Annotated in this window: 18 protein-coding genes; 14 read left to right on the top strand and 4 right to left on the bottom strand. The window is 71.6% G+C overall.

Annotated features, from left to right (window positions below; genetic code table 11):
• Positions 1–49: 49 nt before the first annotated feature.
• From ACFYOB_RS24545 to ACFYOB_RS24535, 3 genes are all read left to right on the top strand, one after another.
• Entirely contained in the window at positions 50–1,201 is a 1,152-nt protein-coding gene (locus tag ACFYOB_RS24545) for a hypothetical protein (RefSeq protein WP_388562772.1), read from the top strand.
• A gap of 357 nt (positions 1,202–1,558) precedes the next feature.
• Positions 1,559–5,308, top strand: a complete 3,750-nt coding sequence (locus ACFYOB_RS24540) for a CDP-glycerol glycerophosphotransferase family protein (protein WP_388562879.1) — start codon at positions 1,559–1,561, stop codon at positions 5,306–5,308.
• Complete coding sequence (locus tag ACFYOB_RS24535; protein ID WP_388562770.1) at positions 5,301–6,839, top strand: hypothetical protein; 1,539 nt, start codon at positions 5,301–5,303, stop codon at positions 6,837–6,839. The genes ACFYOB_RS24540 and ACFYOB_RS24535 overlap by 8 nt, the downstream gene beginning before the upstream one ends.
• Here the strand turns inward: ACFYOB_RS24535 and ACFYOB_RS24530 are convergent.
• Entirely contained in the window at positions 6,823–7,761 is a 939-nt protein-coding gene (locus ACFYOB_RS24530) for an endonuclease/exonuclease/phosphatase family protein (RefSeq protein ID WP_388562768.1), read from the bottom strand. The two genes, ACFYOB_RS24535 and ACFYOB_RS24530, sit on opposite strands and share 17 nt — an antisense overlap.
• 100 nt (positions 7,762–7,861) lie before the next feature.
• On the opposite strand from ACFYOB_RS24530, the gene ACFYOB_RS24525 reads away from it, so the two are divergent.
• Positions 7,862–8,824 (top strand): aldo/keto reductase family oxidoreductase, encoded by a 963-nt coding sequence (locus ACFYOB_RS24525; protein ID WP_388562766.1) that lies wholly within the window; start codon positions 7,862–7,864, stop codon positions 8,822–8,824.
• A gap of 28 nt (positions 8,825–8,852) precedes the next feature.
• Here ACFYOB_RS24525 and ACFYOB_RS24520 read toward each other — a convergent pair whose 3' ends face one another.
• On the bottom strand, positions 8,853–9,662 hold the full coding sequence (locus tag ACFYOB_RS24520) for an endonuclease/exonuclease/phosphatase family protein (RefSeq protein ID WP_388562764.1): 810 nt from the start codon (positions 9,660–9,662) through the stop codon (positions 8,853–8,855).
• Positions 9,663–9,829: 167 nt separating this feature from the next.
• Here ACFYOB_RS24520 and ACFYOB_RS24515 point away from each other — a divergent pair, with 167 nt between their 5' ends.
• Positions 9,830–10,936 carry a glycoside hydrolase family 20 zincin-like fold domain-containing protein gene (locus tag ACFYOB_RS24515; protein WP_388562762.1) on the top strand — a complete coding sequence of 369 codons (1,107 nt, stop codon included), beginning with the start codon at positions 9,830–9,832 and terminating at the stop codon, positions 10,934–10,936.
• Between the two features lie 18 nt (positions 10,937–10,954).
• On the opposite strand, the gene ACFYOB_RS24510 is transcribed toward ACFYOB_RS24515, so the two are convergent.
• Complete coding sequence (locus ACFYOB_RS24510) at positions 10,955–12,253, bottom strand: MFS transporter (RefSeq protein WP_388562760.1); 1,299 nt, start codon at positions 12,251–12,253, stop codon at positions 10,955–10,957.
• Positions 12,254–12,368: 115 nt separating this feature from the next.
• Here ACFYOB_RS24510 and ACFYOB_RS24505 point away from each other — a divergent pair, with 115 nt between their 5' ends.
• Both ACFYOB_RS24505 and ACFYOB_RS24500 read left to right on the top strand, forming a co-directional pair.
• Entirely contained in the window at positions 12,369–13,424 is a 1,056-nt protein-coding gene (locus ACFYOB_RS24505; RefSeq protein ID WP_388562758.1) for an AI-2E family transporter, read from the top strand.
• 40 nt (positions 13,425–13,464) lie between these two features.
• Complete coding sequence (locus ACFYOB_RS24500; protein ID WP_388562756.1) at positions 13,465–15,495, top strand: prolyl oligopeptidase family protein; 2,031 nt, start codon at positions 13,465–13,467, stop codon at positions 15,493–15,495.
• A gap of 157 nt (positions 15,496–15,652) precedes the next feature.
• Here ACFYOB_RS24500 and ACFYOB_RS24495 read toward each other — a convergent pair whose 3' ends face one another.
• Complete coding sequence (locus ACFYOB_RS24495) at positions 15,653–16,348, bottom strand: TetR/AcrR family transcriptional regulator (protein WP_388562754.1); 696 nt, start codon at positions 16,346–16,348, stop codon at positions 15,653–15,655.
• Positions 16,349–16,475: 127 nt separating this feature from the next.
• Here ACFYOB_RS24495 and ACFYOB_RS24490 point away from each other — a divergent pair, with 127 nt between their 5' ends.
• From ACFYOB_RS24490 to ACFYOB_RS24460, 7 genes are all read left to right on the top strand, one after another.
• On the top strand, positions 16,476–18,170 hold the full coding sequence (locus ACFYOB_RS24490; RefSeq protein ID WP_388562752.1) for an amidohydrolase: 1,695 nt from the start codon (positions 16,476–16,478) through the stop codon (positions 18,168–18,170).
• Between the two features lie 67 nt (positions 18,171–18,237).
• Positions 18,238–19,926 carry an ABC transporter substrate-binding protein gene (locus ACFYOB_RS24485; protein WP_388562750.1) on the top strand — a complete coding sequence of 563 codons (1,689 nt, stop codon included), beginning with the start codon at positions 18,238–18,240 and terminating at the stop codon, positions 19,924–19,926.
• Positions 19,923–20,891, top strand: a complete 969-nt coding sequence (locus tag ACFYOB_RS24480; RefSeq protein WP_388562748.1) for an ABC transporter permease — start codon at positions 19,923–19,925, stop codon at positions 20,889–20,891. The genes ACFYOB_RS24485 and ACFYOB_RS24480 overlap by 4 nt, the downstream gene beginning before the upstream one ends.
• Positions 20,888–21,805, top strand: a complete 918-nt coding sequence (locus ACFYOB_RS24475; protein WP_388562746.1) for an ABC transporter permease — start codon at positions 20,888–20,890, stop codon at positions 21,803–21,805. The genes ACFYOB_RS24480 and ACFYOB_RS24475 overlap by 4 nt, the downstream gene beginning before the upstream one ends.
• Positions 21,805–22,809: an ABC transporter ATP-binding protein gene (locus ACFYOB_RS24470; protein WP_388562744.1), complete on the top strand. Its 1,005-nt coding sequence runs from the start codon at positions 21,805–21,807 to the stop codon at positions 22,807–22,809. The genes ACFYOB_RS24475 and ACFYOB_RS24470 overlap by 1 nt, the downstream gene beginning before the upstream one ends.
• Positions 22,806–23,672: an ABC transporter ATP-binding protein gene (locus ACFYOB_RS24465; RefSeq protein WP_388562742.1), complete on the top strand. Its 867-nt coding sequence runs from the start codon at positions 22,806–22,808 to the stop codon at positions 23,670–23,672. Before ACFYOB_RS24470 ends, ACFYOB_RS24465 begins: the two co-directional genes overlap by 4 nt.
• Before the next feature lie 202 nt (positions 23,673–23,874).
• On the top strand, positions 23,875–24,780 hold the full coding sequence (locus tag ACFYOB_RS24460) for a hypothetical protein (protein WP_388562740.1): 906 nt from the start codon (positions 23,875–23,877) through the stop codon (positions 24,778–24,780).
• The last annotated feature ends 38 nt before the right edge of the window (positions 24,781–24,818 follow it).

Raw genomic sequence — 24,818 nt, 5'->3', positions numbered from 1 at the left:
CGGGCCAGACCGGACAAAAGCGACAGGCGCGGACAGGAGTGGGCAGGAAATGGTGCGACGCGGACGTGCGGAGACGGGCCGAGGCGCGACCTCCGGCGCGCCCGCGGTCCTGGGCTCCGAGATCGCCGCGGCGGCCGACGGCGGCCACGCGGCCTCGGGCTGGCTGCGCCTGGGGCGGGACGGCCGGCTGACCGCCTACGCGAGCTGCGCCGAGGGCTTGGTGCGCTGGACCGAGTCGGCGCCCGGCTCGGACGTCTGGCGGGGCCCCGACCTGTTCCCCGTGGAGGGCTGGACCGGCCGGTTCACGCTGGCCCAGGACTCCAACGGCTTCGTCTGGTTCGCCGGCAGCCGCCAAGCCGAATCCGCCCCGGACGGCCGCGAGTTCGTCATAGCCGCCCAGTACCAGACCGGTCGGCCGCTCAGTGAATGGCGTGCGATAGGCAGCCCGTTCCCGCGGCAGGAGGGTGAAGCCCCGCCTCCCGGGGACCCGATGGTCCTGCCCGACGGGACGGGTTCGCTCCACGTCGTCGCCACCAGCTTCGGAGCGGGTGTCCACGGGCGGACCCGGCGTGCCGACGGCGTATGGGGCGACTGGGTGGACTATCAGGGCAGATGGGTGCGCGGTCCCGTAGTCCCGCTGGTTACCTCGTACGGGCGGGCCGAGTTCCTCGCCCCCTTCCGCGGCGGGGCCACGTACTGGCGCCAGGACGCGCCGGGAAGCGCCTTCAGGTGGCTGGGCCGCATGGAGGCCGACGCCGTCGAAGGGACCTACAGCTGCCACGAGACGGGCCCCGGTTCCGGTACCTACTTCTGGCGTCACCCGGCTGACGGCGGCGTCATCGCCTACCGCCCGCAGACCCCCGCCGGGGTGCCGAGCAGGCTCATGCCCCTGGGTGGCGCCGGCGGTGTCGGACCGGTGGGTGTGGTCCGTACCCAGGTCAACGGATATGACTGCACCGTCCTGTTGCAGCGTGGCGCCGAGGGGTACCCGGAGATCGCGGCCTACCCCACGGAGGGTGAGCAGTACGGAGCCTGGTGGGCGCCCGTGGGGGACCGGTGCGCGGGGCTCCCGGCGTTGGCCCTCGACGCCCACGGTGCAGTAGCGATCGCGATGATCGACGCTGACGGGGGCCTGTGTGTCGCCCGGCGGGATCTCGGGGACCCGGGTCTCGCGTTCGGGGCCTGGCGCAGCGTGGGGTGACCTTCCTCACCGGATGTGCTGGCCTGCCGTGGGAGGAACGTCAGATTCCGCCCACCTCACCCCGAACCGGCGGGAGTTCACGAGTCCTCCGCACTCGGAATGCCATCACCCATTCGCGATAGCGAAGCTTCAGGGCTGTGGGGCTTTGCTGCACACTTGCTCGCTCTTCATCAATTGGCTTACGCTGCGCAGGCTCTGGAGGGTCGCATAAGTGTGCGGAACGCGGAGGCAGGGTGGGTTGAGTGCACGGGGGAGCGGAGTGTGGCCGGCGGCAGGGGCGGGTCCGGTGACGTCTTGCGGAGGCTCGGCGCGCATCGGAACGAGTGTGACGATCGAGGAGTCTTCTGAGTGGCAGGTATGCCCCGCCTGAGTGTCGTCGTTCCCTTTCAGGATGTCGAGATCTATCTCGAGGAATGCCTGGAGTCGATAGCCAGGCAGACGTTCCGAGACCTTGAGGTCATCATGGTCGACGACGGCTCGACCGACTCCTCGACCGCGATCGCCGCCGAATTCGCCCGCCGCGACCCCCGGTTCAGGCTCCTGCGCCAGGAGTCGATGGGCCCGGGTCACGCTCGTAACGTCGGCATCCGCGCGGCCCATCCCCAGGCGGAATTCCTGGCGTTCGTCGACGGCGACGACGTCATACCCGAATACGCCTACGAGTTGCTCGTGCAGACCCTCGAAGCCTCCGGTTCCGACTTCGTCTCGGGCAACGTGCAGATGATGAACTCCACCAAGAGGTGGCAGTCCCCGCTGCACAAGGCGCCCATGCAGCGCAGCAAGCGCGGCACGCACATCACCAAGCTGCCGGAACTCATCTACGACCGGACCGTGTGGAACAAGGTGTTCCGGCGATCCTTCTGGGACTACCACTACATCGCGTTCCCCGAAGGGGTCATGTACGAGGACTCCTGGGTCAACATGTTCGCGCACTTCCGCGCGACCAAGGTGGACATCCTCACCGACATCGTCTACTTCTGGCGCCGGCGCGAGGGCGGCGCCGCACCCTCCATCACGCAGCGGCACACCGAGTTCAGCAACCTCCAGGACCGGGTCGCCGCCGTGCAGTCGGTCAGCCGGTTCCTCGCCGGACACCGCGCCAGGTCCTACAGCGACCACAAGCGGAAGTACGACCTCGCCTGCCTGAAGTCGGACCTGATGCTGCATCTGAAGGTGCTGCCGGACGCCGACGCGCAATACCAGGACGCCTTCATGCGGTGGGCGAACGAATTCCTGGACGAGGCCGACGAGGACATCATCGACGAGCTTCCCGCCGATGCCCGCGTCAAGTGGCTGCTGGTGCGCGAGGGCCGGCTCAAGGAGCTCCTCGACGTCGTCGAGTTCGAGCGCAAGGGCGGGCCACTGCCCGTCCAGCGGCGCCTGCACCGGTACCTCAACTACCCCTACCTCGGCGACCGGTCGATCGGTCTCGACAAGAGCGCCTACCGGCTGGACAAGGAACTGTCCCTGCACGGTTCGCTGACCGGCGCGCGCTGGGACGACTCCGGACACCTGACCCTGGAGGGCTCCGCGTACGTCCGCTTCATCAACGTGCACAAGCGGCACATGTCGATGAAGGCCATCGCGCTGCGGAACAAGAAGCAGGGCCGGGTCGTCGTCGCGAAGGCGAAGACCACCTACTACCCGCAGGCCACCGAACACTCCCAGCAGAACCGCTACTGCTACGACTGGTCCGGATTCCAGGTCCGCTTCGACGTCTCCCGGCTGAGGCGCAAGGGCCAGTGGACCGAGGGGACATGGGACGTCGCGGCCGGCGTCCTGAGTCGCGGGCTGTTCCGCTACAAGGGCATCGCCCGTGGCGGCGCGGGCAGCGCCGCCAACCCGCCCTACAGGTACGTGGACAAGAACACCCGCGTCGTGCCGCTCTTCGTGCAGGGGAAGCTCAAGCTCCGTGTGGAGACGGTCCGTTGCCGTATCACCCGGCACCGGCTCATCGGTGACCAGCTCGAGCTCGGTGGTGTCTACCTGGGCCCGCGGCTCCCCGAGTGGGGCAAGTTCCGGGTGACGAGCATGGGCGGCGCCGGCCGCAACGACTCCTGGGTCCACTTCAAGCCCGGGGGCGAGGGCTGGTACACCTTCGTCACGCGCATCCCGGTCAAGGCGCTCGTCCCCGGCCACCGCACGAACTCCACCGACGGCGTTCCGCAGAGCTGGAACACCGGCAGCAACGGCTGGAAGACCACCCTCCACGTCGAGGGCCGCAAGGCGGCCATCTACCCGGTCATGGCGGAGGACGCCACCGACGGCCACTACCGCCTGCCCGCGGACCTGCAGACCGAGACCGCGGACCGCGAGGTCTTCGTGCACCGCAACGGCTCCGGCTACGTGGTGCTGTTCGAGCGTGACACCCTCCCGCTCGCAAAGTCCGTCACCTGGCACCAGGACGGGTCCCTCGAAGTCGTCGTCGGCTACGCGGCGGAGGACATGCTCAGCACGGCCGAGTACGCCACGGCGCACATCGTCGTCCGCTCCCGTGCCCACGGTGCCGAGCGCGTGGTCCCCATCACCTGGTACGGGCAGGACTTCACCTTCGTCGTCGCTCCCGCCGCGATGCGCACCCTGGCCGGGGAGATCCCGCTGGCCTCCGGCCGCTGGGACTTCTTCCTGCGCCGTCAGGACCCCTCCGCGGTCACCCCGGAGAACCGGTCCAACGACCTCATGGTCAAGATGACCCAGGAACTGATCCCCACGTTCCCCAGCGAGATGACCGCCGACGAGCGGCGCTACGAACTGCAGGCGGAGGCGTACGACCGGCTCTCGCTGCTGGTCCACTCGGCGATGCCGGACGAGGCGCGCGGCCCGTACCGGCAGAAGCTGATGCGCACCAAGACGTACCCCGACGCCCGCCGCAAGTCGCTGAAGCAGGCGGTGCTGTTCGACGCGTTCAAGGGCACCCAGTACTCCGACAGCCCGCGCGCGCTGCACGAGGAGATGGTCCGCCGGGGCGTCGCCCTCGAACACCTGTGGGTCGTGCGCGACGACCAGGTCGCGGTTCCCCCGACCGCCCGCCCGGTCCGCATGTGGTCCCCCGACTGGTACGAGGCCATGGCCAGGGCCCGGTACATCGTCGCCAACAACCACCTGCCCGACTGGTTCCAGAAGCGCGACGGGCAGGTCGTCGTGCAGACCTGGCACGGCACGCCGCTCAAGAAGATCGGGCACGACATCGAAGCCGTGCACTTCGCGGACAAGCGGTACCTGGAGCGGGTGGAGAAGGAGGTGCAGAACTGGGACATGCTGGTGTCCCCGAACAGCTTCAGCACCCCGATCCTCCAGCGGGCCTTCCAGTTCCCCGGCGAGATGGTCGAGAGCGGCTACCCGCGCAACGACGTCCTGCGCCGCGACGACTCCGGACGGCGGGCGGCGGAGGTGCGCCGCCGCATCGGTCTCCCGCCGGGCAAGCGGGTCGTCATGTACGCACCGACCTGGCGCGACGACCAGTTCTACGCTCCGGGCAAGTACAAGCTCGACTTCCGCATCGACCTGGAGGACGCCCGCGCGCAGCTGGGCCACGACCACGTACTGCTGGTGCGCCGCCACCCCAACGTGGTGGACCCGGTGCCCGGCGCCGGTGACGGGTTCGTCTTCGACGTGTCCGACTACCCGGACATGGCGGACCTCTCCCTCATCGCCGACGTGATGATCACGGACTACTCCTCCCTGATGTTCGACTTCGTCAACACCGGGCGGCCCATCCTCTTCTTCACGTACGACCTCGACCACTACCGGGACACCCTGCGCGGGTTCTACTTCGACTTCGAGCAGTCCGCACCCGGCCCGCTGCTGTTCAGCTCGCCGGAACTGGTCGGGGCGATCCGCAACATCGACCGGATCCAGCAGGGTTACGCGGCCCGCTACCGATGGTTCCAGCAGGAGTTCTGCGATCTGGACGACGGCTACGCCTCGGCCAGGCTGACCGACCGCATCCTGATCGCCGGGGGAGACCTCGACCCCGCGCAGGCGCAGGCGCCGGCCGTAGGCGCGGCCGGCGGCCGCCCCACCGGGCGGGAGGGCTCCTGGGACGGACACACCCTTGACCAGATGCCGCGGCAACCGGTGAGAAGAATGGATTCCGAACATGTCTAAGGCAGGCCAGGGCGGGCGTCGCATCTTCAATGGCGTGGACTCCTCCGGTGAGGTGCCCGTCGAGTACCGGTTCTCTCACGCGAGGAACGGGAACCGCCATCTGGTCGTGGTCTTCGCAAACTTCACCGCGCCCGGCGAGTACGGGATGTCGAACGGAGTTCTTGACAAGGTCCGGGCGAACATCCTGTGGATCCGCGACCTGTTCGACGGCGCGAACAGTTACTACCTGTGCAAGGGGATGGATTTCTCGGTCGAAAGGTCCGTCGCCGGGCTCATCTCGCGCGTCATGCACGCGCTTTCCCTGACGCCCGACGACTGCACCGTGATCGGAAGTTCCAAGGGTGGAAGCGCGGCTCTGTACTTCGGCCTGAAGTACGGATGCAGGAACATCGTGACGAGCGTGCCCCAGTTCCTGATCGGTTCCTACGTGAGGGAGGGCATCCCGGGGGCAGCCCGGCTGATGATGGGCGAGGTGACGGAGCAGAACGTCCGTATCCTCGACTCGGTCCTCCCGGATCTGGTGCGCAGCGGCGCGAATCGCCAGGCCAACATCTATCTGATCTCATCGCCTCAGGACGAGCAGTACACGCGCCAGGTCGAACCGTTCCTCGGACTCTTCCAGGGATACGAGAACTTCAACTTCCTCTTCAACGACTCCTCTCTCGTTGCCGCGCACAACCAGGTGGTCCCGCGGAACCTCCCCACGGTCATGGGACTGCTCAACATCCTGGTCGAGGGGATCGCCCCCCGCATCGGTGCGGTTCGCTACGGGTACGAACTGCCGGACCGCGACACGTCCGGGATCGACGCGTACCTCAAGGAGACCTCCCAGGTGCGGGGCGACTCGTTTCCCCGGCCGACGGTCCTGATGCCGGCGGAGGGCGGGCGGGTACCCGGGAACGCCGTTTCCTTCGCGGGTACCGCCCCCTTGAGCGCGGTGCGGGTCAGCATCTGGGAGGACGGCAAGTACCAGGGCGCCGCACCCGTTGCGGCGGACGGCAGTTGGAACTGGCAGCGGGAGAAGCCCTGGGCCAAGGGACGGCATGCCGTCAAGGTCTTCGCGGCGGACGCGAACAACTACCAGTCGGAACGCAGTGAAGTGGTCTTCACGGCCGTGGAGCACGTCTCGGTGCCCGAACCTGCAGCGGCGCCGGCACAGGCACCGGTACAGGGCTTTGTGCAGGCCCCTGTACAGGCTCCCGTGCAGGCTCGGCCCCTCGTGCTGACGGTGACGGCGCCGGTCCCGCACCAGCAGTTGCCGGCCTCCGCCGTGACCTTCATGGGCTTCGCCCCGGGCGCCGTGCGCGTGGACTTCCACGAGGGCGGAGCCAGCCTCGGGACCTGCACCGTGGGCGCCGACGGCAGTTGGGTGTGGGACACGGGCTGGGCCTGGAACGAGGGCGGACACTTCGTCGAGGCCATCGCGCTGGACGGAGTCGGCAACGCCTCGGCGTGGACGGCCGTCCCCTTCACGACGGTGAACGCTTACACCGTGCCGGTGCAGGGGGGCAACTTCAGTCCGAGGTTCTGACCCCGTCGGTGTCGGTGGGACGGCTCACGCGCATCACCAGGGCCCGGTGGTCGGAGGACTTGGCGTCCACCACCTTGCACGCCGTACGGGGCAGCGTCGTGAAGAGGTAGTCGAGCTTCGTTCCGTCCGTGTGGGTGGGGCGACCCGTCCGGGCACCGCCCTTCTGATCGCACTCCCGGAACGTGGTGTAGGCCTCGGTCGGCCAGATCCACGCGGACGTGTTCCGGTCTCCCACCGGCGGCGGGGAGTTGAAGTCGCCTCCGAGGACCGTACGGGGGTCGGTCGCCGCGGCCTTGAACAGCGAGCGGAGCTGGTCGTCGCGGAAGTCCCAGTCGAGGTGCGCCTCGTCGCTCTCGCGCAGCGCGATGTGCGCGTTGCACGCCCGCAGGCGCAATGCCGGGACCCGGGCGCACACGATCCCGCGATGCAGACCCACCCTCGGCTGTTCGGTCGGGACCGCCTCCACATCGGTGATCGGGGACGCGGCCAGCAGCCCGTATCCGGCCTGACCGTGGCTCTGCCCGGTGCATTCGACGCGCGTGCTGGTGCCCGCCGCGTCCACCTCGGCGTACGGCTGGAAGACGCTGTGCCACTCCGGTCCGAGCCGCAGGGCGGCGGAGACCAGCTCCTCCGAGCAGACCTCCTGCAGGAGCAGGACGCGCACGTCCGAGTCCCCGACCAGGTCACGGATCTGCTGGAACTTGTTCTTCGGGCTTCCGGTGTCCTCGCAGTTCCACTGCTGCACACCGCACATGTTCCAGGTCGCGACGGCGATCTCGGCCGACTTCCCGGCGGCGGTGACCGAAGCCGGCGAGTGCTGCGCGGACGAACACGCCACGGAGGCCAGCAAACTCAGGACCGCCGCCGTGCGGCCGGCCCGGCGGAGCCTCGGCCGCGTCCCGGCCTCCGTGTGTCTGTGCATCCGGACATCATCGAGTATGCGCCGGTCAGATGGTGCATCGGGTGTGCCGGCAGGGCCCCTGGACGGCTCGCCGCCGACGGCGAGTGCATAGGGTGGGGGCGTGGTGACGAAGGAGGCTGCGGCCGTGAGCGGTGACCGGGTGCTGTACGGGTGCATGGGGCTGGGCGGGAGCTGGGAGCCCGGTCCGTACGGGCCCAGGGACATCGATGCCGCCGAGGCGGCGATCGAGGCGGCCCTCGACAGCGGGATCACCGCCTTCGACCATGCCGACATCTACCGGCACGGGAAGGCCGAAGCCGTCTTCGGCGAGGTGCTCGCACGGACGCCGGGGCTGCGCGAACGCGTCACGATCCAGACCAAATGCGGGATCCGCCTGGAAGGCGAGGACCGTCCGGGCATGTACGACCTGCGCGGGCAGAGCATCACGCGGCGCGTGGAGGAGAGCCTGATCCGGCTGCGGACCGATGTGATCGACGTTCTCCTCCTGCACCGGCCCGACCCCCTGGCCGACGTCGACTCGGTCGCGTCGGCGCTGATGTCCCTGCACCGGCAGGGCCTCGTGCGGCACTTCGGCGTGTCCAACATGGGAGCCGCGCAGATCGCCCACCTCCAGGCCCGGCTCGACGTACCGCTGGTGGCGAACCAGATGGAGATGAGCCTGCACAGCCGGGACTGGGTCGAAGCCGGGGTCGTGCTCAATACTCCCGAGTACGCGGCCAACGGGTTCCCGTTCGGGACGCTGGAACACTGCCGTGACCACGGCATCCGCCTCCAGGCCTGGGGAGCGCTGGCGCAGGGACGGTTCACCGGCCGCCAGCAGACGCCGGCCGAACGGGCCACCGCGCGGCTGCTGGACGAGCTGGCCCGGCGCAAGGACACGACGCCCGAGTCGGTCCTGCTGTGGTGGCTGGGCCGGCACCCCGCCGGCATCGCGCCGGTCATAGGCACCGCCAGGCCCGACCGGATCCGCGCCTGCCGGGACGCGGCGGTGCGCGAGCCCGACCTCACGCACGAGGAGTGGTACGAACTCTGGATCACCGCCAGGGGCGTCCCGCTCCCCTGAGGCGTCAGCACGTTCCTCGGCGCGGTCATCACCGCCGGGGCCGGCCCCCCAGTCGCAGGTCGGCGACGACCGGGCGGTGGTCGGAGGCGAGGGTTTCGGCGACCGTCGCGGCGCGCACCCGCACGCCCGCCGACACGGCCACGTAGTCGATCCGTTCGACCGGTTCGCGGGCGGGATATGTGAACCCGCCCGGGTCCGCGTCCGTCAGCTCGCGCCACAGCGGGGCCAGTTCGGGCGCTGACGGCGGCGCGTTGAAGTCTCCCAGGAGGATCTTCGGCTCCGGCCCGCGCCGCATGATCTGCCGCATCTCGGCCACCTGCGCCGCCCGTACGGAGGGATCGGCGCGGTGGTCGAGGTGGGTGACGAACACGCGCAGCGGTACGTCCCGTACCCGCAGGAGGACCTCCCCGAAGCCCGACGCGGGCGCCGGGGCGGGCCGCCCCGGCCCGGGGGCCTGCGTGGACAGCCTGGTGATGCGGTGGTTCGCGGCGGCCAGAACGCGGAACCCGGACAGCACGGCCACCCCGAACTCCCGGTCGCCGATGCGGTAGATCGGGGCGAAGGAGGCACCCATGCCCAGTCGCCCGCCGAGTTCGTGGGCCACGTCGAGCCACCGGCTGCGGGCACCCCAGCGGACGTCGACCTCCTGCAGCCCGATGACATCGGCGCGCAGGGAGCGCAGAGCTGCTGCCTGCCGGTCCAGGTCGAAGACCCCGTCGGCGCCGGCGCCCGGGTGGATGTTGTACGAGACGACGCGCAGCGGGACCGGGGGAGCGGGCGCCGGCGCGGGCAGTCCGGCGGCCAGCAGCGCCAGGGCGCCACGACGGGTCGGCATCATCAGGCGAAGGTAGCGGCCGCGGAGGGGTCAGCGCCCGGCGCCCGGCCGCGCGCACTCCTGCGCCCGGCCTCCTGCGCCCGGCCTCGGCGGCGTCCTTTCGGATGGGCTCCGCCCGTCCCGGACGCTCATTCCGGCGAAACCGGTCGAACTCGCCTATTCCTGGTCGGATGAAGCTCCCCGTCGCCTTCGGCGCTCTCGGTGGCCTGCTGCTCTGCGCGGCCGTCGCGGCCTCTTCCGCCCCCGCCGCCCACCACTTGGACTCCGCCGGCCCCGTCCGACGGACCGAACCGGCTCCGTACCGGCGGATCGTCCCGGCGCCGGCCGCCATCGCACCCGGCGGCCCCGGCTACACGCTCGGACCGCGCACGGTGATCCGCACGACCGCCGGCTCCGGCGAGGTCCGCGCCATCGGCGAACAGCTCGCCGCCGCCTGGCGCCGCACCGCCCGCCTGCCGCTGCCGGTCCAGGAGACCGACGCCGGAGCGGGCACGGACGGCATCCGCCTGCGCCTGGACCCGTACGCGGGAAGCTTCGGCGAGGAGGGCTACCGGCTCCAGTCCGACGACGACGGGGTCGTCGTCACCGCCTTCCGGCCGGCAGGACTGTTCCGCGGCACCCAGACCCTCCGTCAGCTCCTGCCCGTGGGCGGCGCGCCGTGGACGGTGGCGGGCGGCTCGGTCACCGACACGCCGCGCTTCGCCCACCGGGCCGCGACGGTCGAGGCCGTGCGTCCCGGGGGCGGCGGTGTCGCGCGGCTGGAGCGGTACGTGGACCAGCTCGCCCTCTACAAGATCAACGTGCTGCGTACGCGAGGCGTCTGGACCGGGGACGAGTACCGGGAACTGGTCAGCCTCGCGCGCGGCCGCTACATGGAGGTCGTCCCGGAGCCGCGCCAGGCCGCGGGGAGCGCCGTGGTGATGTACGCGAGGCGCGAGGGGGCGAGCCCGGCGGAGCGTGCGAAGCTCGCACAGGCGGTGCGTGCGGGAGCCCGGGTGATCCTGTCGCCCGCCGACCGGGCGGTGTCCGTGCGGCGCGCGTACGAGTGGGACCCGGGCGACTGCCTGCCCGGCGTGCCGCGCCAGGCGGTCCTGGGCGTGGCGGCGCCGCCGGAGTACGAGCAGTTCCAGCGGGTCCTCGGCGTCGCCGAACTCGGCTGGTCACCGGCCGCCGCCCTGGACTGGGACGCGTACCGGGAGCGGCTGGCGGCGCAGGGCCCGCGGCTGGACGCCATGGGCGTGCGGTACTCCCGCACGCCGGAGGTGCCCTGGCCGTAGCGCCGCCGGATCAGGACCTCACCCCGCGGCCGCGGCCGCCCGGGACCGTTCCTCCTGGGCCGCCCGGCGGCGCAGTGCGTCCTCGTCGGTGTCCGCGTCGTAGGAGATCAGCTTCGGCAGCAGCGCCGCCAGTGCGGCCACCGACGCCACGCAGGCCAGACCGCCGCTCCAGAAGGCCGCCCGGGTGCCGGTCCACCCGGCCATCGTGCCGGCCCGGACCTGACCGAGTTGCGGGCCGACGCTGTACGAGAGCACCTCGATGCCGGCGAGACGGCCCCGCAGCTCCTCGGGGATCGTCTGGTTCCAGATCGTGGCCCGGCCCAGTCCGCTCAGCATGTCGCCCGCGCCCGCCACCGCGAGGCACAGCAGCACCGGCCAGATGCCGGTGGACCAGCCCGCGGCCGCGATCGCCAGGCCCCAGACCGCGGCGCCGCACACCACCAGCAGCCCGTGCCGGCGTACCCGCGACACCCAGCCGCTGGTCAGCCCCAGCACCAGCGAGCCGACCGCGCCCGCCGCGTACATGAACCCCAGCGCCCACACGGCGTCGAGCTCGTCCGCGAGGAACGGGAAGATCGCGTTCGGGAACGCGAAGAGCATCGCCGCGAGGTCGACGGCGTAGGTGCCGAGCAGCACCGGACGGCTCCACGCGTACCGCGCGCCCTCGGCGATCGCGCGCAGCGAGGGACGCTCGGCGCCCCGCACGGGCGGAGCCGGTGCGAGCCGGACGCACAGCAGTACGGAGACGAGGAAGCCCGCGACGGTGACGCAGTAGGCCGGGGCGTAGCCGGCGTACGCGACGACCAGACCCGCCAGCGCCGGACCGGCGATCGCGCCGAACTGGTAGCGCAGCCCGCCCAGCGCGGCAGCGGCGGTCAGCTGGTCGTGCGGCACGATCCGGGCCATCAGCGAGTCCAGGGCGGGCCGCTGCAGCCCGGTCAGCGCCGACACACCGGCCGCCACCACGTACAGCGGCCACAGCATCGGGCTCGGCAGCACCGCGTTCACCAGCAGGACCAGTGCGAGCACCCCGAGACCGGCCTCGGTCAGCAGGATCAGCCGGCGCCGGTCGACGGCGTCGGCGAGGGCGCCCCCGTACAGCCCGCAGACCACCAGCGGAACCAGTTCCACCGCGCCCATCGCGCCCACCGCCAGCGGCGAGTCCGTCAGGTGCTTGATCTGCAGCGGCAGCGCGATCATCGCCATGAACGAGCCGAAGAACGTGACCGTCCCCTGGACGAACAGCAGCCGGAAGTCCCGGCTGGTCCGCCAGGGAGCGAGATCGGGCAGGACCGAGGCCCATCGGGAAGTACTCACGACGTGCCATCGTCGGCGGTCGCGAAGGCCCCGGCAACGGATTAATCCGCCCCGGACGGGCGAATCCGGGGCAGCGCGCGTGCCATCGGGGCTCCGCCGTGGCACCCATGGGGTCATGCCGCCGGTGTCGTCCTCCTTGCGTACGGCCGCGTCGTACGCCTGGCGCCTGCTGGTCGTCGGCGCCGCCGTCTACGCGATCTTCGCCGTACTGGGGCGGTTCCACGAGATCACCGTGGCGCTCTTCCTCGGCCTCGTCATCACGGCGCTGCTCGCGAGCCCCACCCGTTGGCTGGCACGCTCACTGCCCCGGTCGCTGGCGGTCGCCGTCTGCCTGCTCGGCAGCGTGGTGCTGCTGATGGGCGTGCTGGCGCTGGTGGGCGAGGCGGTGGCGGGGGAGAGCACGACCTTGGTCCGGGAGTTCCGCGAGGGCCTCGGCAGCATCGAGAAGTGGCTGGAGAGGCCCCCCTTCCGGCTGAATCCCGGAGCGCTGGAGGACATCCAGTCCCGCATCGGCGCGTTCCTGTCGAGCCACCGTTCGACCCTGCTCAATACGGCGCTCAGCGGAGCCGGACAGCTGGTGCGGGTCGTCGCCGTCCTGGCACTGGCCGTCTTCTCCGCCGTCCTCTTCCTGCACGGCGGAGAGCGCCAGTGGTCGTGGTTCTGCGCGCAGCTGCCCGCCGCGGCGCGCGAGCCCATGAGGGTCGGCGGCCGCGCGGCATGGGTCACGTTCACCGGCTACACCCACGGGATCGTGCTGATCGCGGCGACGAACGCCATCCTCGTCGGCGTGGCCCTGTTCCTCCTCGGGGTCCCGCTGGCCGTACCGCTGGCGCTGCTGGAGTTCCTCGCGGCCTTCGTCCCCCTCGTCGGCTCGCCGGTCGCGCTCGCGGTAGCCGCGGTGATCGCCCTGGCCGCGAAGGGGCCGCTCATCGCGGGTGTGGTGATCGCGCTGATCGTGGTCATCGGCCAGATCGAGGGGCACGTGCTGCATCCGCTGGTGATGAGCTGGGCGGTCCGGCTGCACCCCCTGGTGGTGGCGATCTCGGTGGCCGCGGGCGCCATCGCGGCCGGAGTGGTGGGCGCGGTCGTCGCCGTACCTCTGGTCTCGGTGATCTGGTCGGTGCACACCGCGCTGCGACGTGCCCGCCCCGGGGTGGCCGACGGTTCCTGACGTTTCCTGACCAGGGGTCCGCGTCCTGCACAATCGGCGGATGAGCGATGAAGACCCGTATCTCTGGCTGGAAGACATCTCGGGCGAGGCGGCCCTCGACTGGGTGCGCGAGCGCAACGACGAAACCGTGGCCGCGCTGGCCGAGGTGCCCGGGTTCAAGGAGCTGGAGCGCGGGATCCGCGAGGTCCTCGACGACGACGGCCGGATCCCCTACGTCACCCGCCGGGGCGGCCACCTCTACAACTTCTGGCAGGACGCCGATCACGTCCGCGGACTCTGGCGGCGCACCACGCTGGAGGAGTACCGCAAGGACCGGCCCGCCTGGGAGCCGGTCCTGGACCTGGACGCCCTGGCCGAGGCCGAGGGGGAGAAGTGGGCCTGGGCGGGGAGCAGCGTCCTGGCCCCCGAGCACCGCCACGCCCTGGTCATGCTGTCGCGGGACGGCGCGGACGCCTGCGTGGTGCGCGAGTTCGACCTTGAAACCCTGCAGTTCGTCGAGGGCGGGTTCGAGGTCGCGGAGGCCAAGACCCGGGTCGGGTGGATCGACCGCGACCGGGTCTGGATCGGGACGGACTTCGGTCCCGGCACGATGTCCGGGTCCGGCTACCCGCTCCAGGTGCGCCGCTGGCGGCGCGGCACGCCGCTCGCCGAGGCGGAACTGGTCTACGAGGGCCGCCCCTCGGACCTGTCCGCCACCGCCTGGCGTGACGACACGCCCGGCTTCGAGCGGGACTTCGTGCACCGCCAGATCGACTTCTGGAACCAGGAGCTGTTCCTCCTCCCGGCGCGGACCGACGGCACGGACGGCCCGCTGCTGAAGATCGACGTGCCGGACGACGCGAGCGCCTCCGTGTACCGGAACTGGCTGACCGTGACCACGAAGTCCCCGTGGCTCGGCCACCCCGCGGGCGCCCTGCTCGCCTTCGGCTTCGACGCCTTCTTGGCGGGGGAGCGGGAGGCCGAGGTGCTGTTCGCCCCGGACGAGCACACCGCGCTCGGCGGCTACAGCTGGACCCGCCACCACCTCGTCCTCACCACCCGCGCCGACGTCTCCTCCCGGATGGAGCTGCTCACCCCCGGCCCCGACGGCTGGAGCCGCGCACCGCTGCCGGGCGTACCGCCGCTGTCCACGGCCTCCGTCACCTGCACCGATCCGGACGTGAGCGACGAGTACTTCCTGAACGTCACCGGCTTCCTCCAGCCTTCCACCCTCTACCGGGGCACCGCCGGCCGCGACAGCGAGAGCGTCAAGCAGGGCCCTGCGCTGTTCGACACCGCAGGTCTGGCCGTACGCCAGTACTTCGCGGCCTCCGCGGACGGCACGCGGGTGCCCTACTTCGTCGTCGGTCCCGAGGACCGCCCGGGCCCCGGTCCCACCCTGCTGTACGGGTACGGCGGCTTCGAGATCTCCATGGTCCCTCAGTACAGCGCGGTCACCGGCCGGGCCTGGCTCGCGCGCGGCGGCACCTACGTCGTCGCGGGCATCCGCGGCGGGCACGAGTACGGGCCGAGCTGGCACAAGGCGGCTTTGGGCGCGAACCGGGTCCGCGCGTACGAGGACTTCGCCGCCGTCGCCCGGGACCTCGTCGCCCGGGACATCACCACCCCCGCCCAGCTGGGCATCGAGGGCGGCAGCAACGGCGGCCTCCTCATGGGGGCCATGCTCACCCGCGACCCCGAGCTGTTCGGCGCGGTCGTCGCCCACGTGCCGCTGCTGGACATGCTCCGCTTCCACAAGCTGCTGGCCGGCGCCAGCTGGATCGCCGAGTACGGGGACCCGGACAGCCCGGCCGACCGGCCCCACCTGGAGCGGATCTCCCCGTACCACCAGGTCCGGGCCGAGGGGGCCCCGTACCCGCCGCTGCTGCTGCTCACCTCGACCCGCGACGACCGCGTCCACCCCGGTCACGCCCGCAAGATGGCCGCCCGGCTGCGCGAGTACGGGCATCCCGTCCTGTTCCACGAGCACCTCGGCGGCGGCCACGCAGGCGCCACCGACCACGCGCAGACCGCCTTCAACGAGGCCCTGGTGCACACCTTCCTGTGGGACCGGCTCACCCCGTCGGGCTGAGCCGGCCGAGGTGACCGGCGGGCCCGTCCGGCGGGCTCGGGCCTCGATCTCGACCGAGGCATTGTGGTCGGCGTGGTCCTCGTGCCCGCAGCGGGTGCAGGTGAACAGCCGGCCGCATCCCTGACGGGATTCGGGATCAACCCGGCCACACCGGGGGCTACGCGCCGCGCAGAGTCTCGACCCGTGTCTCGATCGCGGTGATCAGGGCCTCGACCCGGACCCGGAAGATCTGCTCGTCCGTCACCTCGGCCAGCTGGCTGCTCAGTCGGGTGATGTGGGGGAATCCCTGCGGGTCGACCAGGCGGTACTCGCGGCTCCAGGAGGACTCGTCGGCTTCCCGGACCTCCGCGTCGAACAGCAGGTAGGCGGCGCGCTGGCCGACGTACGCGAGGAGCGAGTCGCCGACCATCCGGTAGTGGACGGCTGCTTCCGCCCCGTCGAGGCCGGCCTCCATGACGGCTCCGATGATGAGCTCGACGACCCGGAACTCGTTGGGTCTGCGGGTCGTCCGGCTGGCCATGGTCGAGCCGACCACCGGGTACTTGAGCGCGACCTCCAGGGAGCCGTCCGCGAGGGCGCGCAGCCGGTCCTTCCAGTCGAGGCCCTCGGGGATGCTGTCGAGGACCTCGCCGAGCGTGCGGTCGGCGACGGAGAGCAGCAGTTCGTCCTTGTCGCGGAAGTGCCGGTAGATCGCTGTGGGGTCGGCGCCGAGTTCCTCGCCGAGTCGGCGGACGGTGAAGGCGTCCTCGCTGCCGCGAGCGGCGATCCGCAGGCTGGCTTCGATGATCGCGTCGGGTGTGAGCTGGCTGCCCGCGCGCTTGGACCGGGCGGGTGTGTCGGATGACTTCGGCATGGTGCGGCCAGTGTATCGATTTGGAACAGAGGGAGCGCAACACCGTTGACAACAATGTTGCGCTCCCGTTCACTCCTCCTCAACACAAGCCGTGCGGGTCCGTCCCGCAGAGCCGGAGGATGCGTCGATGGGCAACACAGGGCAGCCGGTCAAGCAGCGGGCCGACACCGTCTTCATCGGAGGGCGGGTCTTCACCGGGACCTCGTCCGCCCCGGTCGACGCCGCCGTCGCCGTGGCGAAAGGCCGGATCCTCGCCGTCGCCGACGCGAGCACCGTGCGCTCGCTCGCGGACAGTTCCACCGAGGTCGTCGACCTGGCCGGCGGCCTCCTCCTCCCCGGGTTCCAGGACGCCCACGTCCACCCCGTCGTGGCCGGTGTCCAGATGCTCGGCTGCGACCTGGCCGAGGAGCGGACCATCGACGGCTACCTGGCCGTGGTGGCCGCGTACGCCAAGGACCATCCGGACGCGTCCTGGATCCGCGGCGGCGGCTGGTCGATGGACGTCTTCCCCGGGGGCACGCCCACCCGCGCCATGCTCGACGCGGTCGTACCGGACCGGCCCGTCGTACTCACCAACCGCGACGGCCACGGCGCCTGGGCCAACACCCGTGCCTTCCACCTCGCGGGCGTCGACCGCACCACCCCCGACCCGCCGGACGGCAGGATCGAGCGGGAGGCCGACGGAACCCCGGCCGGCACCCTCCAGGAAGGCGCCGTCGACCTGGTCACCCGCCACGCGCCCATCGCGACGGCCGACGAGTCGCACGCCGGCCTGCTCGCCGCGCAGGAGCACCTCTTCTCCCTCGGCGTGACCAGCTGGCAGGACGCCATGATCGGCGCCTTCCCCGGCAACCCCGACAACTTCGGCGTCTACCTGCGCGCCGCACGCGAGGGAGCTCTGCGCGCACGCGTCGTCGGCGCCCTGTGGTGGGACCGCGAACGCGGCCTGGAGCAGATCCCCGACCTGGAGGAGCGCCGCCGCACCGGCCGGGTGGGCCGCTTCAACGCAACCAGCGTGAAGATCATGCAGGACGGGATCGCCGAGAACTTCACGGCGGGCATGCTGGAGCCCTACCTCGACGGCTGCGGCTGCGCCACCGGGAACTCCGGACTCAGCTTCATCGATCCGCAGTTGCTCACCGAGGCGGTGTCCCGGCTCGACCGCTCGGGCTTCCAGCTCCACTTCCACGCGCTCGGCGACCGAGCCGTCCGCGAGGTGCTCGACGCCCTCACCGCGGCCCGTGACGCCAACGGCGCCAACGACAACCGGCACCACCTCGCCCACCTGCAGATCGTCCACCCCGACGACATAGGCCGCTTCGCGAGCCTGGGCGCGGCCGCCAACATCCAGGCCCTGTGGGCCGCGCACGAACCGCAGATGGACGAGCTGACGATCCCCTTCCTGGGCCCCGAGCGCGCCGCCCTGCAGTATCCGTTCGGTGACCTCCAGCGGGCCGGAGCCCGCCTGGTCGCCGGCAGCGACTGGTCGGTGAGCAGCCCCAACCCGCTGTGGGGCATCCACGTCGCCGTCAACCGGGCCGTACCGGACGAGGCGCCCAACGCCGCCGGGAGCCACCAGCCCTGCCCGCCGTTCTTCCCCGAGCAGGCGCTGACCCTCTCCCAGGCCCTCACCGCCTACACCGCCGGCAGTGCCTGGGCCAACCACCTGGACGACGTCACCGGCACCGTCGAGGCGGGCAAGTACGCGGACCTCGTCGTCCTCGACCGGGATCCCTTCGCCCACCCCTCCGAGGAGATCGCCGAGGCCAGGGTGAGCCGCACCTACATCGACGGCGAGCTCGTCTTCGCCGCCACCAGCTGAACCGCCGGAACCGCAGCCGGCCGGGCACCACCTACCTCACCCAGCTCACCCCTCAGGGAGCCAGACGATGTCATCACCCCGAACGGGATCGCCGCGAACAGGATCGCCCCGACGCCACCGGATCCGCCGGCTCCGCTCGGCCGCGGCCGCCGTGCTCGCGGCGAGCGCGGTGCTCATCACGAGCGCGTGCAGCGGTACCGCGAACAAGGGGGCGGACGGTGCCACCGGCTACCGGCTCACGGACCGCACGGCCGCCCCCGCCGGCAATGTGGACTCGTTCACCTGGTCGATCTTCGCCGAGCCGACCACCATCGACTACGCCCAGGCGTTCGACTACCCGCCGAACCAGATCCTCGCCAACGTCTGCGAGAGCCTGCTCCGCTGGAACCCCGACCTGACGACCTCGCCGAACCTCGCGGCCTCGTACACCAACCCCACCCCCACCACCTGGGTCTACCAGATCCGCCCCGGCGTGCGCTTCCACGACGGGACCGAGCTCACCGCCGACGACGTCGTGGCCTCACTGCGCCGCAACCTCGACCCGCAGACGGCCAGCGTCTGGGCCTACCCCTTCCGGAACGTCACCTCGGTCGACCGGACCGGAGCCATGGAAGTCACCGTCACCCTGGCGAAGCCCGACTCCACCTTCAACAAGTACCTCGCCGCGAGCCCCGGCACGATCGAGTCCGCCGCCACCCTCGCCAAGGCCGGCCAGGACTACGGCAATCCGCAGACCGGCGTGAACTGCACCGGCCCCTTCTCCTTCGCCTCCTGGACCTCCGGCCAGTCGCTGACGCTCAAGCGGTTCGACGACTACTGGAACGCGGAGCTCAAGGCCAAGTCCGGCCAGGTGAAGTTCGTCTTCCTCGCCGACCCGACCACCCGCGTCAACGCCTTCCAGAGCGGCGAGGTCGACGGCGGCTGGATGGTCCCGCCCAACGCGTACGCGGGACTGCGCGCGAGCCAGGCCGGCACGCTCTACTTCGGCCGCAACACCACGGTCGCCGACGAGGTCGTCGGCAACCTCAAGGGCCCCCTCGGCGACCCCCGGGTGCGCCGCGCCCTGCTCATGGCCATCGACCGCAAGGGCATCGTCAAGGCCGGAGCCGGCGGGGTCGGCGAGGTCGCCGACTCCCTCGTCACCGACAACCTCTGGGGCGATGCGCCGGCCGAGATGCGCGACGGGCTGCGCAAGGACCTGCCCAAGTACCCCTACGACCCGGCCAAGGCGAAGGCACTCGCCGCCGAGGCCGGAGTCTCCGGCCAGAAGATCGTGATCGCGACCAGCCCGCTGGACTCCCAGACGACGATCATCACCCAGGCCGTCGCCCAGGCCGCCACGGCCATCGGACTGAAGCCGCAGATCGACTCCGTCTCCGCGGAGAAGTACTCGACCCTCTTCACCGACCCGGCCGCACGCGAGGGCATCGACCTGTTCCTCACCTTCTGGTACACGTCCATCACCGACCCGCTCGACATGTACGGATCGCTGCAGACCGGCGCGTTCAGCAACTACGGCAACTGGTCCGACCCGCAGTTCGACGCCGCCCTGGACCGTGCCATCGCGGCGTACGACCCGGCCGAGCACGCCAAGGCCAACGCCGAGGCCCAGGCCGTCGCCATGCGGGACCTGCCGTGGCTGCCCCTGTACACCCAGCCCGTGAGCGTCTTCCTCGGCAAGCGCATCACCGGCGTCCAGCCGTCCATCGCCTACCTCTACTACCCGTGGGCGGCCGAGATCGGAGCCAAGGGATGACGGCCGCGGCGGCGCGCGCCGTCCGGGTCCTGCGCAAGCTCGCCGCAATGGCGGCGACCCTGCTGGTCACCTCCTTCCTCGTGTTCTCCTCACTGTTCCTGGCGCCCGGGGACCCGGCGAGCTTCCTGGTGAAGGGGCGCAGCCCCAGCCCGCAGGAACTCGCCGAGATCCGCAGGCAGTACGGCTTCGACGACCCCTTCCTCGTCCGCTACGGTCACTGGCTCGAAGGGGTGCTGCGGGGCGACTTCGGCCGGTCCTACCTCTTCCACCAGGACGTCGGCTCGGTCATCTGGTCCCGGCTTCCCCCGTCCCTGCTGCTCATCGGGACGTCCGCCCTGATGATCGCCGTGGTCGGCGTCGCCGCCGGCGTGGTCGGCGCGCTGCGCAGGGGGACCCGCACCGACCGCTCCCTGATGCTCCTGGTGACGGTGGGCGCCGCCGCGCCCGCCTTCGTCGCCGCGCTGCTGCTGCGCTCCGTACTGGGCGTGCAGCTCGGCTGGTTCCCCACGATCGGGAACGGCACCGGCGTACTGGACCGGCTGCACCACGTGATCCTTCCGGCAGCGGCCCTGTCCGTGACGTTCATGGCGCTGGTCACCCGCGTGACCCGCTCGGCGATGATCGACGAACTGGGCCGCGAGCACGTCGAGGTCGCCCTCAGCCGCGGAACACCGCGGCGGACGGTGATCCGGCGCCACGTGCTGCGCAACGCGCTGGGGCCGATCGTGACGGTCTCCGCGCTCCTGGTCTCGGGGATGCTGGTGAGCACCGCCATCGTGGAAACCGCCTTCGGCATGTCCGGAGTGGGCTCCCTGCTGGTCCAGTCCGTGGACCAGCTGGACTTCCAAGTCGTCCAGGCCATCGTGCTGCTCGTGGTGGCCGCGTTCGTCGTGGTCAACGCCCTCGTCGACCTGGTGCATCCGCTGATCGACCCGCGCATGGCGGCGGCGGGGAGCGCACGATGAGCGCGCCGATCCTGACACCCGCCGCGCCCGGCGGTCCCCGCCCCGGGCCCCGCACCCGCACTCGCACCCGCACTCGGCTCGGGAGCCTCGCCCGGCTGCGGACCCTCGGCGGCAGCCGGCTCCAGCGGGCCTGCCTGATGCTCCTCGTCCTGTTCGCCCTCGTCGCGCTGCTCGCACCCTGGCTCGCTCCCCAGGACCCCACCTTCGGGCAGCTCGGCGACAGCCTCCTGGGCCCGAGCGCCGGCCATTGGCTGGGCACCGACCAGGGCGGCCACGACACCTTCTCGGCGCTGATCGCCGGTGCGCGCACCAGCCTCGCCGGCCCCCTCGCGGTCGTGGTGTTCTCCACCGTCGTCGGCATCGCCGTCGGCCTGTTCACAGGATGGCGGGGCGGCTGGGTCGACACCCTGGCCGGCCGGGTGCTCGACGTGGTCTTCGCCTTCCCCGCCCTGCTGCTGGCGATCCTCGCGGTGGCCCTGTTCGGCAAGGGGATGACGGCGCCCGTGCTCGCCATGGCGATCGCCTACATGCCGTACACCGCACGCCTGGTGCGCGGCCTCGCCGTACAGGAGAAGGCCCGGCCCTACGTCGCCGCCTACCAGGTACAGGGCCACTCCGCCCTGTACGTCACCGTGCGCAGGATGCTGCCCAACATCGCCCCGACCCTGCTCGCCCAGTCGACGGTGAACTTCGGTTACGCCCTGCTCGACCTCGCTGCCCTCTCCTTCCTGGGGCTGGGCGTACAGCCGCCGACCCCCGACTGGGGCGCCATGATCAACCAGGGGCAGGCCGCCGTACTCCAGGGCCGGCCGCTGTCCGCGGTGGTGCCGGCCGTGGCCGTCGTCCTCGTGGTCGTCGCCTTCAACGTCGTCGGGGAAGACCTCGGCGACCGGCTCGCGGGGAGGGACTCCTGATGACCGTGCACGAAACGCCACTGCTCGCGTACGACGGACTCACCGTCAGCCTCCCTTCGATGGCCCGCCCGATCCTCGACTGCATCGAACTGCGGGTCTCCGCCGGGGAGATCGTCGCCCTCGTCGGGGAATCCGGCTCGGGGAAGTCCGTCACTGCCCGCGCCGCGCTCGGTCTCTTCCCCGCGGGCGCCGAAGCCGGCGGCCGGGTCCGCGTCGACGGCATCGACCTGGTCGGGGCCGACCCCGCGAGACTGCGCGAGGTACGGACGAACAAGGCGGCGATGATCTACCAGGACCCCCGGGCGGCCATCAACCCGGTACGCCGCATAGGGGACTTCCTCACCGAGCCGCTGCGCCTGGTCCACGGCTGGTCCAAGGCCCGGGCCGACGCCAGGGCCGTCGAACTGCTCGGCGCGGTGGGCCTGCCCGACCCCCTCCGGCACCTGGAGCAGTACCCGCACGAGCTCTCCGGCGGCATGCTCCAGCGCGTCGTGATCGCCGCGGCCCTCACCGCCGAACCCCGGCTGCTGCTGTGCGACGAACCCACCACCGCCCTCGACGTCAGCACCCAGGCGGAGATCCTCGCCATCCTGGGGCGACTGCAGCGCGAACGCGGACTCGGGCTGCTCCTCATCACCCACGACATCGAACTCGCGGCCGCGGTCAGCGACCGGATCTACGTGATGTACGCCGGCCGGATCGTGGAGACGGCGCCCGTCGCGGAACTCTTCGCCTCCCCCCGGCACCCCTACACCGCGGGGCTGCTCGGCTCCTCGCCGCCCCTCGACGGCCCTACCGGGCGGCTGACCCCGATCCCCGGCGCCCCGATGGGACTGCTGGAGTCCGCGCCGGGCTGCGCCTTCGCACCGCGCTGCCGGTTCGCCGAGCCGGGTCGCTGCGACCAGTCTCCGCCGGCGCTGCGACCGATGGGGCCGGCCGAGGTCGCCTGCCACCGCGCCGCCGAGCTCGTCGGCTCCATCCAGCCCAGCAGGGAGGAAAGTTGACCACCGAGCCCACCACCGGGGAGCTTCTCCGGGTGACCGGCCTGCGCAAGACCTATCGCACGGGCGGGACGGAGGTCGTCGCGGTCGACGACCTGTCGTTCTCCCTGCCTGCGGGCGGAGCGCTCGGCATCGTCGGCGAGTCCGGTTCCGGGAAGACCACCACGGCGCGGATGCTGATCGGCCTCGAACGGCCCGACGCGGGAGAGATCCTCGTACAGGGCGGGCCGCTCGCCGCGTCGGTACGGGGGAGGGCGGCCCGACTGGCCCGGGCCAAGGCCGTGCAGATCGTCTTCCAGGACCCCTACCTCTCCTTGGACGCCCGGATCGGTATCGGCGCGACCGTCGACGGCGTGCTCCGGCTGCACGGCTGGCGCGACCCCGCGGTGCGGGCGGCCCGGGTCCGGGAGCTGCTGGCCCAGGTCGGCCTCGGCGACCGGGAGGCGGACGCCCTGCCCCGGCGGCTCTCCGGCGGGCAGCGCCAACGTGCCGCGATCGCCCGGGCGCTGGCGGTCGAACCCGCCGTCCTCGTGCTCGACGAGGCGGTGTCCGCCCTGGACGTGTCCGTGCAGGCGCAGGTGCTCAACCTGCTGGCGGACATCCGGCGCGACACGGGCATCGGGCTGGTCTTCGTCAGCCACGACCTGGCCGTGGTCCGCTACGTCTGCGACGAGGCGCTCGTCATGTACCGGGGGCGGACCATGGAACACGGGCCCGTCGCCGAACTGCTGGCCAGGCCCGAACACCCGTACACCCGGCTGCTGTTGGCGTCCGTCCCGCGTCCGGGCTGGGACCCCGGCTCGATCAGCCGGCGGCGCCGGCGCCTCGATCCGTTCAGGACGGCGGGAGACGGCTCGGCGGGGTAGCCGCAGGTCGGACGCCGGTCGGACGCCGGTCCCCGGTGAGGCCGGTCCGGGCTCCCCCGCGTGGGGGAGGCGGATCGCTCCAGCGGGGGAGGCCGGTGGGCGCCGTGCCCCCGGAGACTGGAACTCTCGTGGAAGGGGGAAGCGGATGGACCGCTGGGAGCGATGGGGGCGGGCAGGGGGGTACGGGGCTGCGGTCGCACTGATGCCCTATCTGCTGATCAAGGTGTGGTGGGTGATCGGCTCCCTGGCCGGGGTGATATCGGTCGGAGTCGGCTTCACTCCGGCCGGATGGGTACTCCTGAACACCGTGACCATAGGCATGGCGGTCATCGGGATCACCCTCGCGCTCGCGCTGGTGCGGCCCTGGGGGATGCGCATACCGGGATGGCTGGTGGCGTTCGTCGCCTGGGCGGGGGCCGGGTTCCTCGTGTCCATCCTGCCGTACGCCGCGCTGTCCCCGCTGTTGGACAGTGGGGCTGACGGAGCCGGCGGGGCCGGGGGCGGCGCGGGGGGCGCCGATGAGATGCCCGACTGGGAGGGCGCGCTGGCCCAGTTCGGCTTCATAGGAACGGGGCTGGGTCTCGCCCTCGCGTTCCCCGCCCACATGCGGCGCCGCTGGCCGGACGTGTTCACCGGGCGCGTCGGCGACCGGCCGCCCGCCACGCGGCCGTGGGCGGCCGTCGTCGCGGCCGTGGTCGGGCTCGCCTGGCTGTACTGGACGGCCGGCGGCACCCTGGGGATCGCGCAGCCAGGCAACCGGGACACCCGCTGGTACATGCTGACCGGGTTGGGCGCGCTCTGGGCGCTCGTCGGTGCCGCAGCGGTCTGGGCGCTGGCCCGGGCCCGGCCCGCGCGGCTGCCCCGCGTGATCCCGATGGCACTCGGCTGGATCGGCTCCGGCTCGCTGTTCGCGTGGAGCGGCTGGAAACTGCCGCTCACGCTGATCGTGGGGCTGACCCACCCCGACGGTGTCGTCCCGCCGGAGGAGGTCGCCGTCGCGATGGTCCTGCAGCTGGCCGCGGTGGTCGCGGGAGCCGGGATGCTGAGGGTGCTCGTCCGGACCCGTGCGTACGGGGACGCACCGCGCCTCACGCGGTTCGGAGGGTAAGCCCTGCGGAGTGCCCCTGCGGAGTGCCCCTGCGGGTG

This window comes from Streptomyces sp. NPDC006463 (assembly GCF_042870715.1).
Taxonomy (GTDB): Bacteria; Actinomycetota; Actinomycetes; order Streptomycetales; family Streptomycetaceae; genus Streptomyces.
Note: the sequence above shows the minus strand (reverse complement) of the source record. Positions and strands in the feature narration are given on the sequence as shown.